Below are 15,118 nucleotides of genomic sequence, written 5' to 3' on the forward strand. Positions count from 1 at the left end.
GCAAAAAAGAGCCAGGGATGATATCAAAAAGATACCCTCTAAGACCGACGGAGGCGAAAAGCGAGTGATTTTATCATGCGATGCGGCCACACTTGGGGATGATAGGCAGGATAACAAGTGTCGTGCGCGAAAGAATGTTGTCAAATTGGCTTCCCCGCCACACATTCCCGCCCGGGCGCGCGCTTATGGTATGTTGCGCCCTTGTAGCCCACTCTCTTCTTCCACGCTCGATGCATATCTACGGCACCCGCAACCGCCCCACTTCGTTCGAGGTGACCAGCTTCCTGCGTTCGAACGAACGCATGGCCAGCCTGCTGCCGGCCGCGCTGCGCATGGCCGACCTGCAGCGCGACGTCGGCCAGGCGCTGCCGGCCGTGGCGAACAATTGCGACGTGCTGTCGTTCCAGGAGGGCGTGCTGACCCTTGCCGTCCCGAGCTCGGCCGTGGCGGCGCGCTTGAAACAGCAGTTGCCGAAGTTGCAGAGCAGCTTATTGGCACGCGGCTGGCAGGTGACATCGACGCGCTTGAAGGTGCAGGTGACGCGGGCGATGCCGGAGCGGGTCGAGATGCGTGTATTGGAGTTGCCGCCGACGGCGGTGGATGCGTTCGAGGAGTTGGGGGAGGCCTTGCCCGACACGCCGCAGAACGCGGCGCTGGTGGCGGCGATCAAACGGCTGGCCGCGAAACGACGTGGCGGGTAATCGAACGGTGAACGCGTGGGCATGCCCACCCTACGTCATGCCGCGGCCGCGTGTATTCTTCGAGACGGTGGTGTAACGTAGGGTGGGCATGCCCACGCGGTCCGGCGTTTGCGATCCGCAAACGCAACAACATCACATCTGCGCCCACTCCTCGCGCATCTGCTTCATATACGACACCGGCGCACCCTCCGCGCCATCGAACGACACGATCTCGTACGCATCCGGCCGCGCCAGCAAGGCGCGCAGCAGCTCGTTGTTCAGCGCATGCCCCGACTTGTGCGCCTCGTACGCCGCCAGCAGCGGATGCCCGACCAGGTACAAATCGCCGATCGCATCGAGGATCTTGTGGCGCACGAATTCGTCGTCGTAGCGCAGGCCGTCCGCGTTCAGGATGCGGTATTCGTCCATCACGATCGCATTTTCCAGCGAGCCGCCCCGCGCCAGGCCCATCCCGCGCAGGCTTTCCACGTCCTGCATGAAGCCGAAGGTACGCGCGCGCGCCACGTCGTGCACGTAGGAGACGTGGGCGAAGTCGACCGTCGCATTCTGCATCGTGCCGTCCACCGCCGGGTGGTTGAATTCGATGAAGAAGTCGAGCTTGAAGCCGTCGTGGGGTTTGAGTTTCGCCCACTTCTCGTTGTTGCCGCTGCCCTGGCGCACTTCGACTTCCTTCAGCACGCGAATGAATTTCTTCTGCGCCGGCTGGTCCTGCACGCCGGCCTGCTGCAGCAGGAACACGAAGGAGGACGCGGAACCGTCCATGATCGGGATTTCCTCGGCCGTCACTTCGATGTACAGGTTGTCGATGCCGAGGCCGGCGCAGGCCGACATCAGGTGTTCGACGGTGGAGACGCGGGCATCGCCCTTGATCAGGACCGAGGCCATGCGGGTGTCGCCGACGACTTCGGCGCTCGACGGGAATTCGACGACCGGGTCGAGGTCGACGCGGCGAAACACGATGCCGGTGTCCACGGCGGCCGGGCGCAGCGTCAGTTCGACCTTGCGGCCCGAGTGCAGCCCGACGCCAGTCGTGCGCACCAGTTCTTTGATGGTTCGTTGTTTGAGCATGGGTCGATTATATCTGCGACCGGAAATCGCTGCCGGGCTCGACTCTTGCAGTATGGCAATGCTAAGGATGTTCCGTTTCCGCGTGCACCTTTTCATGGCGAATCAGATAAATCCCGCTGCCGATGATGATGGCCGCCCCGATCAGGGTGTACTGGTCGGGCAGCGTCTGCCACAGCAGCCAGTCGATCGCCACGCCCCAGGCCAGGGCCGAATATTCGAAGGGCGCCACCACCGAGGCTTCGCCATGACTGAACGCTTCGGTGATCGCCAGCTGGCCGAAGAAGCCGGAAATCGCCAGCCCGACCAGCAGCCAGGCGTGGCGTGCATCGACCGCCACCCAGTTCGGCGCCGCCAGCGTGGTTGCCCCGATCGCCATCAGCAGCATCAGCCAGAACATCATCTGGCGCGTGCTGTTGGTGCGCGCCTGCACGCGCGCGGCGATCGCAGAGACCGCGTAGCACACGGCGGAGGCGAGGATCGCGAGGCCGCCCAGCGTCAGCATGCCCTCGCCTTCCGGACGCAGCACGACCAGCACGCCGCCGAGGCCGACAAAGATCGCGATCCAGCGCGCCAGGTTGACGGTCTCTTTTAAAAAAAACACCGACATCGCCGTGATCAGCGCCGGCGCGATGAAGAAGATCGAATAGGCTTCGGCGAGGCTGAGCTTTTTCAGCCCGAACGCGAACAGCGCCAGCATCGCGATGCCCAGCCCACCGCGCAGCAGGTGCAGGCCGGGGCGTATGTTCAGGATGGTCGAAAAGCCGCCGCGCCAGGCGACATAGGCGCACACCAGCGGCAGGGACGACAGCGCGCGCAGGGCCGCGACCTGTATCGCCGGATAGTGGGCGGCGAGCAGCTTCATCGCCGTGTCCATCAGGGAGAACATGACGACCGCGGCCAGCATCGCGCGGATGCTGCGCAGGTTGCCGGTCAGCTTGCCTACGCCAGTCACAGCGTCTTCTCCATCGGTACTTCCATCGGGTAGGCGGCAGCGTCACCGTAGGGAGCGCACACGGTAAAGCCAAAGCGCTCGTACAGCGCGAGCGCCGGGCGCTGACGCACGCCCGTCGTGAGTTTCAGGAGGTGCATACCGCCGGCAAGCGCATGGAGCGCCAGCTGCTGGAGCAGCGCACGGCCGATGCCCTGCCCGCGGGCCGCCTCGTCGACGATCATGCACTTGATCTCCGCGTAGCCGTCGCGCCGGACCAGGGCCACGCAGCCGACAGCGCGGCATGCCTCGTCGCGCGCGACGAGAAAGCGCACGGCGGGCTGCAGCAAGGCGGCCAGCGGCAACGGGGTCAGTCGGGCTTCGGGGTAAGCCGCCGCATGCAGCGCATGCAGTTGCGCGAGCAGGGCTGCCACTTCCGGCTGGTCGGGGGTCTCTGACTGGATATGCATGATCTACAGAAGAAAAACGGCGCCGCAGCGCCGTTGGAATCACAGGGCCGAATTCAGCCCAGTTGCCTTCAGCCCAGTTGCGTCAGCATGGTTTCGGCGCTGGAGACATCGAAGCCGCCCTGCTCCACATTCAGCTGCTTGACGACGCCGTCTTCGACCAGCATCGAGTAGCGCTGCGAACGCGTGCCCATGCCGTGCTTGGAGAAGTCCGCGTCCAGGCCGAGGGCCTTGGTGAAGGCGGCGTTACCGTCGCCCATCATGCGCACGATGCCGGTCGACTTCTGCTCGCGGCCCCAGGCCCCCATGACGAAGGCGTCGTTCACCGAGATGCACCAGATTTCGTCGACGCCCTTGGCCTTCAGTGCGTCGGCGTTCTGGACATAGCCCGGCACGTGCTTGGCCGAGCAGGTCGGCGTGAAGGCGCCCGGCAGGCCGAAGATCGCGATTTTTTTGCCTTTCGCGAGGTCGGCGACCTGGAATACGTTCGGGCCGAGCGTGCAGCCTTCGGTTTCGGTCTCGATGAATTCAGCCAGGGTGCCTTCCGGCAGGCGCTCGCCAATCTTGATGGTCATGGGGTTGATCCTTGATAGTGATTTGAAAACCTTGCCAGTATGCCTGATGCGGCAAAGGCTTGCACGGCAGCCTCCGCAACGCCGGCTGTCACAACACCGCACGCTGCCTCGTCTTGCTGTCATCCCTGTTCTACACTGACTCCATCATGACCACCGATCCGTCCGATACCGCCCGCTTCGAATCCGTGCGCCCGCGCCTGTTCGCCATTGCCTACCGCATGCTCGGCACGCGCGCCGATGCCGACGACGTGGTGCAGGATGCATGGCTGCGCTGGCACGGCAGCGCGCGCGAGGCAGTGCAGTCGCCCGAAGCCTGGCTGGTCACGATCGCCACGCGCCTGGCGATTGACCGCCTGCGCAGCCGCCGGAGCGAGCGCGAAGCCTATATCGGCTGGTGGCTACCCGAGCCGCTGGTCGAGCTCGACGAACGCACGCCGGAGTCCGTCGCCGAGCTGTCGAGCGATGTCTCGGTCGCCTTCATGTGGGTGCTCGAGCGGCTCGCTCCGGAAGAGCGCGCCGCCTTCCTCCTGCGCCAGGTCTTCGACCAGGAGTATGCGGAGATCGCCGCCATGCTCGGCAAGACGCAGGCGGCCTGCCGCCAGCTCGTGCACCGCGCGCAGGTGCGGGTGCGCGAGCAGCAGCCGCGCTTCGACGTGCCGCCTGAAGCCCATCGCGCGCTGCTCGGCCGCTTCATGCAGGCCGCCGCCAGCGGCGACCGCGCTGCGATGAAGGGCCTGATGGCGGACGAGGTCAGCCTGGTGTCCGATGGCGGCGGCAAGGCCAGCTCGTTCCTGCGCGTGCTGCACGGCGCCGGCCGCGTGGCGGGCGTCTACTGGTCGCTCGAACATGCCTTTCCGGGCCGCGTCGCCTACCGCCAGGCACTGGTCAACGGCGAGCCCGGACTGCTGCGCTATGTCGACGGCAGGCTCGAATCGGCGCATGCCTTTATCGCGGACGCGGGCCGCATCGTCGCCGCCTTCATCATCCGCAATCCCGACAAACTGCTCGGCGTGCCGCAGGCGCTGTCACAAAGCTGAACGCCGCGCCGTCTTGATGGCATGGGGGCGCGAGGTGCGCCTCTTCCACCTGAAAGGACACACCATGTCGCACGCAGCACGCATCAACCTCTTCGGATTCGCCAGGGCAAGCCGCCAGGCGATGATCGCCCTCTCCGCCAGCGCGAAGGAGAGTTCGCTCGGCCCGCGCCTGGTGGAACTGGTGAACTTGCGGGTCTCGCAAATCAACGGCTGCGGCCTGTGCATCGACATGCACTGGCGCGACCTGGTGAAGCAGGAGGCAGACCCGCGGCACCTGAATGCGGTCGCCGGCTGGCGCGAGGCGCCCTTCTTCAGCGGCCGCGAGAAGGCCGCCTTGCGCTGGGCAGAGGCCGTCAACGCGATTCGATTCTCGTCGCCGTCGGATGCGGACTTCGCGGAACTGCGCGAACACTTCAGCGAGGAAGAAATCGTCCAGCTGGGTTATGCGATCGCGGCGATCAGGGGCTGGAATATGCTCAATGTCAGCCTGCACACGCAGATTCCCGAGGTGCCGCCGCCGGGGATGTGACCCGTCTGGCCGCGGTGCTTGCCTCTGGGACGTAGGGTGGGCGGGGGAATTGGTCCGGGGGACCAATTCCGCCCACGCGGTGATAGTTGGCAGCGAAATCATCCGGCACGATGTCGGAGCCGTCGGCGATCAGCGCATAAAAAAACCGGGACCGCGGCTTTCGCCACGATCCCGGTTATCGATTCAGCCTGAAAAAGCTTAGTCGGCTTGCTTGCGCAGGAAAGCCGGAATGTCGTAGGTCTCGACGCCATTGCGCTGCATCGCCTGCACCTGCTCCGATGCCTGCTCGCGGCGCCACACGGCCGGCTGCTTCATGCCGGCGTCGCCGCCGGTCGATGCGTGGCCCATGGTCACGCCGCCGGTCAGCGGCGCGCTGCCCATCAGCGGCGCGTTGTAGGTACCGGTGCGCAGCACCTGCTGCGGCTGCGGCTGCACCAGCTGCATCTTCTTGGCTTTGCCCAGGCCCGTCGCGACAACCGTCACGCGGATCTCGTCGCCCATCTCGTCGTCGTAGGCGATACCTTGCGCGATCGATGCGTCCGGAGCGGCAAAGGCGCGCACTGCCGCCATGACTTCCTTGATTTCCTTACCCTTCAGGCCGCGCGAAGCGGTGACGTTCACCAGCACGCCCTTGGCGCCCGACAGGTCGATACCGTCGAGCAGCGGCGAAGCGACAGCCTGCTCGGCGGCGATGCGCGCGCGGTCCACGCCGGAAGCCGTGGCGGTGCCCATCATGGCCTTGCCCTGCTCGCTCATGATCGTCTTGACGTCGTTGAAGTCGACGTTGATGTGACCCGGCACGTTGATGATCTCGGCGATACCGGCGACGGCGTTGTTCAGCACATCGTCGGCATGCTTCATCCAGTCGAGCATCGATTCGTCTTCGTAGATGTCTTCCAGTTTTTCGTTCAGGATGATGATCAGCGAGTCGACGTGCTTCGACAGTTCTTCGAGGCCCGCCTCGGCGACGTCCATGCACTTCTGGCCTTCGTACGAGAACGGCTTCGAGACCACGGCGACCGTCAGGGCGCCCATGGTCTTGGCCACTTCGGCCACGATCGGTGCGGCGCCGGTACCGGTGCCGCCGCCCATGCCGGCGGCGATGAAGACCATGTGCGCGCCGCGCAGCGAATCTTCGATGCGCGATCGGGTCTGCTCGGCCAGCTGGCGGCCGATTTCAGGACGCATGCCGGCGCCAAGGCCCGACTCGCCGATCTGGATGATATTGTGCGCGCTCGACACCGCCAGCGCCTGGGCATCGGTGTTCGCGGCGATGAATTCGACGCCCGACACACCTTTGTTGATCATGTGCTGCACCGCGTTGCCGCCCGCACCACCCACGCCGACGACCTTGATCACTGTTCCCAGTGCTGCGTTATCGACCATATCGAACTCCATGATGTGACTCCTAATTTTCAAAGTGCGGTATCCACGCACCAAACCTCATAAGGTTATCAGGCCTAGCGCTTGGATACTGCTTGGTTATATAAAAAATCTGTGTTTTGTACCGAATCAAATACGCTTGCCGAGTCCGCTCTCATTGCTGCTTAGAAACTGCTTGGAAACTGCTTCAAAACTGCTTAGAAATTCCCGAGGAACCATTCCTTCATACGCTGCCAGACCGCCTTTACCGAGCCATCCTGACGCGTGACGATGTGGCCCCGCAAATACTGTTTTTTCGCTTCCATCAACAGGCCCAGCACCGTCGCATAACGCGGGCTGCGCACCACGTCGGCCAGCTGGCCGCGGTAGTCCGGCGTGCCGAGGCGCGTCGGTTTCAGGAAGATGTCTTCCGCCATCTCGATCATCCCCGGCATCATCGAGGTGCCGCCGGTGAGGACGATGCCCGACGAGAGCACGCCTTCGTAGCCGGACTCGCGCACCACCTGGTGCACCATCGCGAACAGCTCTTCCACACGCGGCTCGATGACGGCGGCCAGCGCCTGGCGCGACAGTGCGCGCGGGCCGCGGTCGCCCAGGCCCGGCACCTCGAGCGTCTCGCCCGGATCGGCCAGCACCTGCTTGGCCACGCCGTAGCGCAGCTTGATTTCCTCGGCTTCGCCGGTCGGCGTACGCAAGGCCATCGCGATGTCGCTGGTGATCTGGTCGCCGGCGATCGGGATCACGGCCGTGTGGCGGATCGCGCCATCGGAGAACACCGCGATGTCGGTGGTGCCGCCGCCGATGTCGATGATGACGACGCCGAGTTCCTTCTCGTCGTTCGTCAGCACCGCGTCGGCCGAGGCCATCGGCTGCAGGATCAGGTCCGACACTTCGAGGCCGCAGCGGCGAACGCACTTGACGATGTTCTGCACCGCCGACACCGCGCCGGTGACGATGTGCACGCGCACTTCCAGGCGGATGCCGCTCATGCCGATCGGCTCGCGCACGTCTTCCTGGTTGTCGACGATGAACTCCTGCGGCACCGTGTGCAGCAGCTGCTGGTCGGTCGGGATGTTGACCGCCTTGGCCGTCTCGATCACGCGCGCGACGTCGGTCGCCGTGACTTCCTTGTCCTTGATCGCCACCATGCCGCTCGAATTGAAGGAGCGGATATGGCTGCCCGCGATGCCTGCGTAGACATTGCGGATCTTGCAGTCGGCCATCAGCTCGGCCTCCTCGAGCGCGCGCTGGATCGATTCGACGGTGGCCTCGATGTTGACCACAACGCCCTTCTTCAATCCCTTCGACTCGTGCTGACCGAGGCCGATGACCTCGTGGCGTCCGTCGGACATCACCTCGGCCACGACCGCCACCACCTTCGAGGTGCCGATGTCGAGGCCGACGATCAGGTTTTTCGCGTCTTTTGTCATTGCTCGCCTGCTTAGATTTGCTTTGTTGGCTTGTTAGTAGGAGTTTTTGTTTTCTTCTTTGCCGCGGCCTTCACAGGCTTGGTGGCATCCGCCGGCACAGTCAAGGCCGCGGAAGACAGCGCCAACCCGTTCGGATAGCGCATGTCGATCGTATCGATGCGGCCTTCCTGCAGCCGGGCGACCAGCTGCGGGTAGACCCCGACCAGGCGCTGCACGCGCGCCTTGACGGAATTCTTGTCCTTCTCGCGGCCGAGCTCCACGCTCATGCCGTTGTCCAGCTTGACGGTCCAGGCGTAACGCGAGGACAGCGCCAGTTCCTGCGGCACCAGCTTCACCGGCGCGAACCACGAGCGCAGCTCCGAAAAGCGCGCCAGCACGTCCTTCTCGCTGCCGGCAGGTCCCACGAAAGCCGGCAGTTCATGGTCGTCGTCGGCCTCGGCCAGGTTGGCGGTGAAGACATCGCCCTTCACCGACAGCAGGCGTCCTTCGCCCCAGGTGCCGAGCGCTTCATGCTCTTCCACTTCGACGATCAAGCCGTTGGGCCACTCGCGGCGCACCGTTGCGCGGCGCACCCAGGGCACGGCCTCGAAGGTCGTGCGCACCTGGTCCAGGTCCGTGGTGAAGAAATTCCCGCGGATCTTGCCAAGAACGCTGTTTCGTACCGTCAGTTCGTTCACGTGTTTCAGGTCGATCTTGTACAGGCTTTCGACGCGTACTTCGCGCAAGGTAAACATCGGCCGCTGCGAGAGCCACCATACGCCCGTTGCAATACCGGCGAGCACCGTCGCCGCCAGCAGGGTGCTGGCGGTAGCGTTGAGGGCGCGTACGTCATGCCACATTCTTTTAGCCTTGTGCCTTTACCATCTTGCAGCGCGCCGAGCGCAGGATCTCGACGCACAGGTCTTCATAGCTGATGCCCACCGCGCGCGCCGCCATCGGCACCAGCGAGTGGCTCGTCATGCCGGGCGAGGTATTCACCTCCAGCAGGAACGGACGCATGTCGCTCTCGCGCACCAGCACGTCGACCCGGCCCCAGCCTTCGCAGCCGAGCGCGCGGTACGCGGCCACGGCCTGCTTCTGGATCTCTTCGGTCAGCGCGGCATCGAGCTGCGCCGGGCAGTGGTATTGGGTATCGTCCGTAAAATACTTGTTCTGGTAGTCGTAATTGCCTTGCGGGGCCACGATCTCGACGATCGGCAGCGCGCGCGCGCCCTTGCCGGTACCGAGCACGGCGACCGTGAACTCGCGGCCGGTGACGAATTCCTCGGCCAGCACGGTTTCGTCGAAACCCGCGGCCAGCGCCACGGCGGCCTCAAACTCTTCGGCGGCTTCCACCTTGGTGATGCCGATGGTCGAACCCTCGAGCGGCGGCTTGACGATCAACGGCAGGCCGAGTTCGGCCACGACGGCGTCGAGGTCGTCGCCGGGCGCCACGGTGGCGTAGCGCGGGGTCGGGATGTTCTTCGACAGCCAGATGATCTTGGTGGTGATCTTGTCCATGCCGACCGACGACGCCATCACGCCGCTGCCGGTGTAGGGAATGCCGAGCTGCTCGAGGGCGCCTTGCAGGCTGCCGTCTTCGCCGAAGCGGCCGTGCAGCGCGATGAAGACGCAGTCGAATTTTTCAGCGGCCAGCTCGGCCAGCGAACGCTCGGCAGGGTCGAAGCCGTGGGCGTCGATGCCGCGGCTTTTCAAAGCTTGCAGCACGCCGGTGCCGGACATGATGGAAACGTCGCGCTCCGCCGAACGGCCGCCGTACAGGACGCCGACCTTGCCGAAGTTGGTGATGATGTCGCTCACGATGCAGCCTTTTCAGAAGTGAGTATGTGTGGAACGCCGCTGATCGAGCCCGCGCCCATGGTCAGCACGACGTCGCCGTCTTTCACCGCCTGCAGGATCGCGGCGGGCATCTCGGCAATCGTCTCCACGAAAATCGGTTCGATCTTGCCGCCTGCGCGCAGCGAGCGCGCCAGCGCGCGGCCGTCGGCGGCGACGATCGGGGCTTCGCCCGCCGGATACACCTCGGACAGCAGCAGCACGTCGGGGCTTGAGAGCACCTTGACGAAGTCTTCGAACAGGTCGCGCGTGCGGCTGTAGCGGTGCGGCTGGAAAGCCAGCACGAGACGGCGGCCCGGATAGGCCGCGCGTGCGGCAGCCAGGGTCACCTCGGTTTCGACCGGATGGTGGCCGAAGTCGTCGACCAGGGTAAAGCTGCCGCCGCCCTCGATCTCCACTTCGCCATAGCGCGTGAAGCGGCGGCCGACGCCGCGGAACTCGAGCAGGCCCTGCGCGGTAGCGGCATCATCGATGCCGATCTCGCGTGCGATCGCAATGGCCGAGCAGGCGTTCAGCACGTTGTGCATCCCTGGCTGGTTCAGCACGAATCTGGTGTCCGGATAGCCGGCCTGGCGCACCGTGAAATGCATGTGCACGCCGTCGGCATAGGCGTCGAGCGCGCGCACCTGCGCGTCTTCGGCGAAGCCGTAGGTGGTGACGGGTTTCGTCACCTGCGGCAGGATCGAGCGCACGTGGCGGTCGTCGATACACAGCATCACGCGGCCGTAGAACGGCAGGCGGTGGGTGAAATGCACGAACGCGGCCTTCAGCTTTTCGAAGTCGTGCTCGTAGGTTTCCATGTGGTCGGCGTCGATGTTGGTGATCACCTCGATCATCGGCGACAGGTTCAGGAAAGACGCATCCGATTCGTCGGCTTCGGCCACGATGTAGTCGCCGGTGCCCAGCTTGGCGTTCGCGCCGGCGCTGTTCAGTTTGCCGCCGATGACGAAAGTCGGATCCAGTCCGCCCTGTGCCAGCACCGAGGCCACCAGGCTGGTGGTCGTCGTCTTGCCGTGGGTGCCGGCGATCGCGATGCCGCGCTTTAGCCGCATCAGTTCGCCCAGCATGATCGCGCGCGGCACCACGGGAATTTGCGCGGCGCGGGCGGCCATCACTTCCGGGTTCGCTTCGTTCACAGCGGTCGAGGTGACGACGGCGTCGGCGCCGAGGATGTTGTCGGCCGCGTGGCCGAGATAGACGCGCGCGCCGAGGTCCTTCAGGCGGCCGCTGGCCGCATTGCTGCCCAGGTCCGAGCCCGAGACTTTGTAGCCGAGGTTCAGCAGCACTTCGGCGATGCCGCTCATGCCGCTGCCGCCGATGCCGACGAAGTGAATGTGTTTGATCTTGTGTTTCATTTTTATTGTTTGTTCTTGTTAGCTAATTGTTCCAGCACGTCCGCAATTTCCTCGTTCGCGTTGCGCTTGCCGACGCCGCGTGCGGCTTGCGCCATCGCCAGGCAATCCGCCCGGCTGGTCGATTGCAGCAGCTGCGCCACGCGCGCCGCCGACAAATCGCCCTGCGCCAGGTGGATCGCCGCTTGTTGTTGTTCCATCCAGACCGCGTTGTCGCGCTGGTGGCTGGTGGTGCTGGCCACGAAGGGCACCAGCACACTGGCCACGCCCGCCGCCGTCAGCTCGGACACGGTGATCGCGCCGGCGCGGCAGATGACCAGGTCCGCTGCCGCATAGGCCGCCGCCATGTCGTCGATGAAGTCGACCACGTTCGCTTCCACGCCCGCCTGCGCATAGGCCGCGCGCAAGGCGTCGATGTTCTTCTTGCCCGACTGGTGCGTCACGATCGGACGCACGTTCGCGTCGATCAGCGCCAGCGCAGCCGGCACGCTGTCGTTCAGCACTTTCGCGCCCAGGCTGCCGCCGACCACCAGCACGCGCAAAGGACCGCTGCGGGCGGCGAAGCGTTCAGCGGGCGCAGGCAAATCCAGGATCGCCTGGCGCACCGGATTGCCGGTGACGACGGCCTTGCCCGCGGCATTACCGAAGTCCGCCGGGAAGCCGAACAGCACGCGCTGCGCCATCGGCGTCAAGGTCTTGTTCGACAACAGCAGCGCCGCGTCGGCGTTCACGAGGGCCAGCGGAATGCCGCGCATGCGCGCCATCATCCCGCCCGGCACGGTGACATAACCGCCCATGCCCAGCACCACGTCCGGCTTGCGCCGGCCCAGGTAACGCAGGCAGGCGGCGAACGAGGCCGCCATCTTGAAGGCGCCGGTGACGGTGTGTTTCAAACCCTTGCCGCGCAGGCCGGCGAAATCGATGGTGTCCATCTCGATGCCGTGCTTCGGCACGAACTCGCGCTCCATGCCGTGCGCGGTGCCGAGCCAGGTGACGGACCAGCCGCGTTCGCGCATGGTCTGCGCGATCGCCACGCCAGGGAAGATGTGGCCGCCGGTGCCGGCCGCCATGATCATGAGCTTATTTTTCACCTGCGTCACTGGCGCCCTCCCCGCATCGCCACGCGATTCTCGTAGTCGATGCGCAGCAGGATCGCGAGACCCACGCAGTTGATCAGCACGCCCGAGCCGCCATAACTCATCAGCGGCAGGGTCAGGCCCTTGGTCGGCAGCAGGCCCAGGTTCACGCCCATGTTGATGAAGGTCTGCACGCCGAGCCAGATGCCGATGCCTTTCGCGGCCAGGCCAGCGAAGAACTGGTCCAGCGCAATCGCCTGGCGGCCGATGTCGAAGGCGCGTTTCACGAGCCAGTAGAACAACGCCAGCACCACCAGCACGCCGACCAGGCCCAGCTCTTCGCCGATCACGGCCATGATGAAGTCGGTATGCGCTTCCGGCAGGTAGTGCAGCTTCTCGACGCTGTTGCCAAGGCCGACGCCGGCGATCTCGCCGCGCCCGAATGCGATCAGCGAGTGGGTCAGCTGGTAGGCCTTGTCCAGCGCATTGTCTTCCTGCCACGGGTCGAGGTAGGCGAACATGCGCGCGCGCCGGAACGGCGAGAGCGCAATGATCGAGGTAAAAATGAGCACCAGGATGGCGCCGATGCCGCCGAACCAGATCATGTTGAAGCCGCCCAGGAACAGGATGCCCATGGCGATGCAGACGATCACGCCGAAGGCGCCGAGGTCGGGCTCGAGCAGCAGCAGCATACCGACCACACCCATGGCAAAGGCCATCGGCATGAAGCCCTTGGTCAGCTTGTGCATGTACTGCTGCTTGCGCACGGTGAAGTCGGCGGCGTAGAGCACGGCGACGATCTTCATCATCTCGGATGGCTGCAGGTTGAATACCTTCAGCGACAGCCAGCGTCGCGCCCCGTTGACCGAGACGCCGACGCCTGGAATCAATACCAGCATCAGGAGCACCAGCGTCGCGACGAACAGCATCGGCGCCATCTTCTGCCACACGATCACGGGGATCCGGAAAACAAAAAAGGCGACGATCACCGAGACGGCGATGAAGCCGGCCTGGCGATACAGGAAGAATTCGTGCTTGCCCTGCAGGTAGGCGAACTTGGGCGAATCTGGCAGCGCGATCGAAGCCGAATACACCATCACCATCCCGAACAGCATCAGGATCAAGGTGACCCAGACCAGCGGCTGGTCATAGTCCATCATCTTCGACGGGCGTGACCGCTCGGCGATGGCCGCTTCGCTGCTCGAGCCGGAGAATTTAAAGGGAATCTGGAAGGCCATCAGATCTCCTGCCCTTTTTCCAACGCGATCTCGCGCACGGCATCGACGAACACCTGCGCGCGGTGCGCGTAGTTGGTGAACATGTCGAGGCTGGCGCAGGCCGGGGACAGCAGCACGCTGTCGCCGTTACGCGCCAGGCCGGCCGCGCGACGCACGGCCTGCGGCAAGTCGTCGAGGTCGAAGCACGGCACGCCGGACGGTTCGATCGCCGCTTTCACCAGCGGCGCATCTTTCCCGATCAGCAGTACGGCGCGCACATAGCGCGACACGGGTTCGGCCAGCGGGCTGAAGTCCTGGCCCTTGCCGTCGCCGCCGGCGATGAGCAGGATCTGCTGGTCTTCGCCGGTGAAGGCTTTACCGAGGCCGAGCAAGGCGGCGACGGTCGCGCCGACATTCGTGCCCTTGCTGTCGTCGTAGTAATCGATGCCTTCAATGGAGGCGACCAGTTCGACGCGGTGCGGCTCGCCCGCGTATTCGCGCAGGCCGTGCAGCAGGGGCGCGAGCGGCAGGCCGGCGGCGCGGCACAGGGCCAGCGCGGCCAGCGCGTTCGAGGCGTTGTGCAGGCCGCGGATTTTCAGGGCGTCGGCCGGCATCAGGCGGCTGACCGTCGTTTCCACGGGTGCGGCCACTTCGCCTTTCTTCAGCTTTTTCTCGCTCGCTTCGCCGGCGACGGCGGTCGACAGCCACAGCACGCCGCGTTCGTTGACGATGCCGAAGCTGCCGGCGTCCTGCGGTTCGCCGATGCCGAAGGTGATCTGCGGGACGCCCGGTGCGGCCATTCCCATCACGGTCGCGTCGTCGCGGTTCAGCACGCGCGTCGTGTCCGCGCCGAAGATGCGGGCTTTATCGGCAGCGTAGGCCGCCATGTCGCCGTGCCAGTCGAGGTGGTCCTGGGTGATGTTCAGGACGGTGGCCGCATCGGCGTTCAGGGTAAAAGTCGTGTGCAGCTGGAAGCTGGAGAGTTCCAGCACCCAGGCCTGCGGCAGCTTGTCTTCGGTGAGCGCTTCGCGCAGCACGTCCAGCGCGGCCGGGCTGATGTTGCCGGCCACGCGGGTCTCGAAACCGGCGCGGCGGCACAGCAGGCCGGTGAGGCTGGTGACGGTGGTCTTGCCGTTGGTGCCGGTGATCGCGATCACTTTCGGCGCATAGCCGCGTTCCGCCTTCAGGGCAGCCAGCGCTTGCGCGAACAGCTCGATCTCGCCCCAGACAGGAATGTTCCCTGCCTGCGCGGCGGGCGTGATGGCAGCCAATTCCTTGTTCGGCGCCAGCCCGGGGCTGACGGCGACGAAATCCACGCCTTCGACGAGCGCCGCGCTGAACTCGCCGCCGATGAATTCGGCATCCGCCACGGCGTCGCGCAAGGCGCCAAGGCGCTGCGGTTCGCTGCGCGTATCCGCCACGCGCACGCGCGCGCCGCAACGATGTAACCATTGCGCCATCGCGAGCCCGGATTCTCCGAGCCCCAGCACCAGGGCGAGTTTGCCTTCGTAGTTCATCG

The 15,118-nt window shown here is 65.1% G+C and carries 15 protein-coding genes; 3 read left to right on the top strand and 12 right to left on the bottom strand.

What is annotated here, in order from left to right; translation table 11 throughout:
* Nucleotides 1-230 precede the first annotated feature (230 nt).
* Nucleotides 231-701: a DciA family protein gene (locus tag AC1MEM_RS23335; RefSeq protein WP_499474471.1), complete on the top strand. Its 471-nt coding sequence runs from the start codon at nucleotides 231-233 to the stop codon at nucleotides 699-701.
* Between the two features lie 132 nt (nucleotides 702-833).
* Here AC1MEM_RS23335 and lpxC read toward each other — a convergent pair whose 3' ends face one another.
* The 4 genes from lpxC to AC1MEM_RS23355 all read right to left on the bottom strand — a co-directional run bounded on the left by lpxC (nucleotide 834) and on the right by AC1MEM_RS23355 (nucleotide 3,739).
* Nucleotides 834-1,769 carry a UDP-3-O-acyl-N-acetylglucosamine deacetylase gene (lpxC, locus tag AC1MEM_RS23340; RefSeq protein ID WP_499474472.1) on the bottom strand — a complete coding sequence of 312 codons (936 nt, stop codon included), beginning with the start codon at nucleotides 1,767-1,769 and terminating at the stop codon, nucleotides 834-836.
* Nucleotides 1,770-1,830: 61 nt separating this feature from the next.
* Nucleotides 1,831-2,673: a DMT family transporter gene (locus tag AC1MEM_RS23345; protein ID WP_499477745.1), complete on the bottom strand. Its 843-nt coding sequence runs from the start codon at nucleotides 2,671-2,673 to the stop codon at nucleotides 1,831-1,833.
* 44 nt (nucleotides 2,674-2,717) lie between these two features.
* A complete protein-coding gene (locus tag AC1MEM_RS23350; RefSeq protein ID WP_499474473.1) occupies nucleotides 2,718-3,167 on the bottom strand; it encodes a GNAT family N-acetyltransferase in 450 nt (149 codons plus the stop codon).
* Nucleotides 3,168-3,235: 68 nt separating this feature from the next.
* Nucleotides 3,236-3,739 (bottom strand): peroxiredoxin, encoded by a 504-nt coding sequence (locus AC1MEM_RS23355; protein ID WP_499474474.1) that lies wholly within the window; start codon nucleotides 3,737-3,739, stop codon nucleotides 3,236-3,238.
* Nucleotides 3,740-3,885: 146 nt separating this feature from the next.
* Between AC1MEM_RS23355 and sigJ the strand changes: the two genes are divergently transcribed.
* Complete coding sequence (gene sigJ / locus AC1MEM_RS23360) at nucleotides 3,886-4,776, top strand: RNA polymerase sigma factor SigJ (RefSeq protein ID WP_499474475.1); 891 nt, start codon at nucleotides 3,886-3,888, stop codon at nucleotides 4,774-4,776.
* Nucleotides 4,777-4,840: 64 nt separating this feature from the next.
* A complete protein-coding gene (locus AC1MEM_RS23365) occupies nucleotides 4,841-5,305 on the top strand; it encodes a carboxymuconolactone decarboxylase family protein (RefSeq protein WP_499474476.1) in 465 nt (154 codons plus the stop codon).
* 198 nt (nucleotides 5,306-5,503) lie between these two features.
* On the opposite strand, the gene ftsZ is transcribed toward AC1MEM_RS23365, so the two are convergent.
* From ftsZ to murD, 8 genes are all read right to left on the bottom strand, one after another.
* The gene (gene ftsZ, locus AC1MEM_RS23370; RefSeq protein ID WP_499474477.1) at nucleotides 5,504-6,703 is read right to left on the bottom strand and encodes a cell division protein FtsZ; all 1,200 of its coding nucleotides are present in this window, start codon (nucleotides 6,701-6,703) and stop codon (nucleotides 5,504-5,506) included.
* Between the two features lie 182 nt (nucleotides 6,704-6,885).
* A complete protein-coding gene (ftsA, locus tag AC1MEM_RS23375; RefSeq protein ID WP_499474478.1) occupies nucleotides 6,886-8,118 on the bottom strand; it encodes a cell division protein FtsA in 1,233 nt (410 codons plus the stop codon).
* An 11-nt stretch (nucleotides 8,119-8,129) separates the two neighbouring features.
* Nucleotides 8,130-8,957, bottom strand: a complete 828-nt coding sequence (locus AC1MEM_RS23380; protein WP_499474479.1) for a cell division protein FtsQ/DivIB — start codon at nucleotides 8,955-8,957, stop codon at nucleotides 8,130-8,132.
* A 4-nt stretch (nucleotides 8,958-8,961) separates the two neighbouring features.
* Nucleotides 8,962-9,840: a D-alanine--D-alanine ligase gene (locus AC1MEM_RS23385; RefSeq protein ID WP_499477746.1), complete on the bottom strand. Its 879-nt coding sequence runs from the start codon at nucleotides 9,838-9,840 to the stop codon at nucleotides 8,962-8,964.
* Nucleotides 9,841-9,914: 74 nt separating this feature from the next.
* Nucleotides 9,915-11,309 (bottom strand): UDP-N-acetylmuramate--L-alanine ligase, encoded by a 1,395-nt coding sequence (gene murC, locus AC1MEM_RS23390; RefSeq protein WP_499474480.1) that lies wholly within the window; start codon nucleotides 11,307-11,309, stop codon nucleotides 9,915-9,917.
* A gap of 2 nt (nucleotides 11,310-11,311) precedes the next feature.
* Complete coding sequence (gene murG, locus AC1MEM_RS23395; protein ID WP_499477748.1) at nucleotides 11,312-12,382, bottom strand: undecaprenyldiphospho-muramoylpentapeptide beta-N-acetylglucosaminyltransferase; 1,071 nt, start codon at nucleotides 12,380-12,382, stop codon at nucleotides 11,312-11,314.
* 20 nt (nucleotides 12,383-12,402) lie between these two features.
* Nucleotides 12,403-13,620: a putative lipid II flippase FtsW gene (gene ftsW / locus AC1MEM_RS23400; RefSeq protein ID WP_499474481.1), complete on the bottom strand. Its 1,218-nt coding sequence runs from the start codon at nucleotides 13,618-13,620 to the stop codon at nucleotides 12,403-12,405.
* Entirely contained in the window at nucleotides 13,620-15,116 is a 1,497-nt protein-coding gene (gene murD, locus AC1MEM_RS23405) for a UDP-N-acetylmuramoyl-L-alanine--D-glutamate ligase (protein WP_499474482.1), read from the bottom strand. The genes ftsW and murD overlap by 1 nt, the downstream gene beginning before the upstream one ends.
* Nucleotides 15,117-15,118: the final 2 nt, after the last annotated feature.

It is taken from the genome of Telluria sp. AIW5 (genome assembly GCF_056680575.1).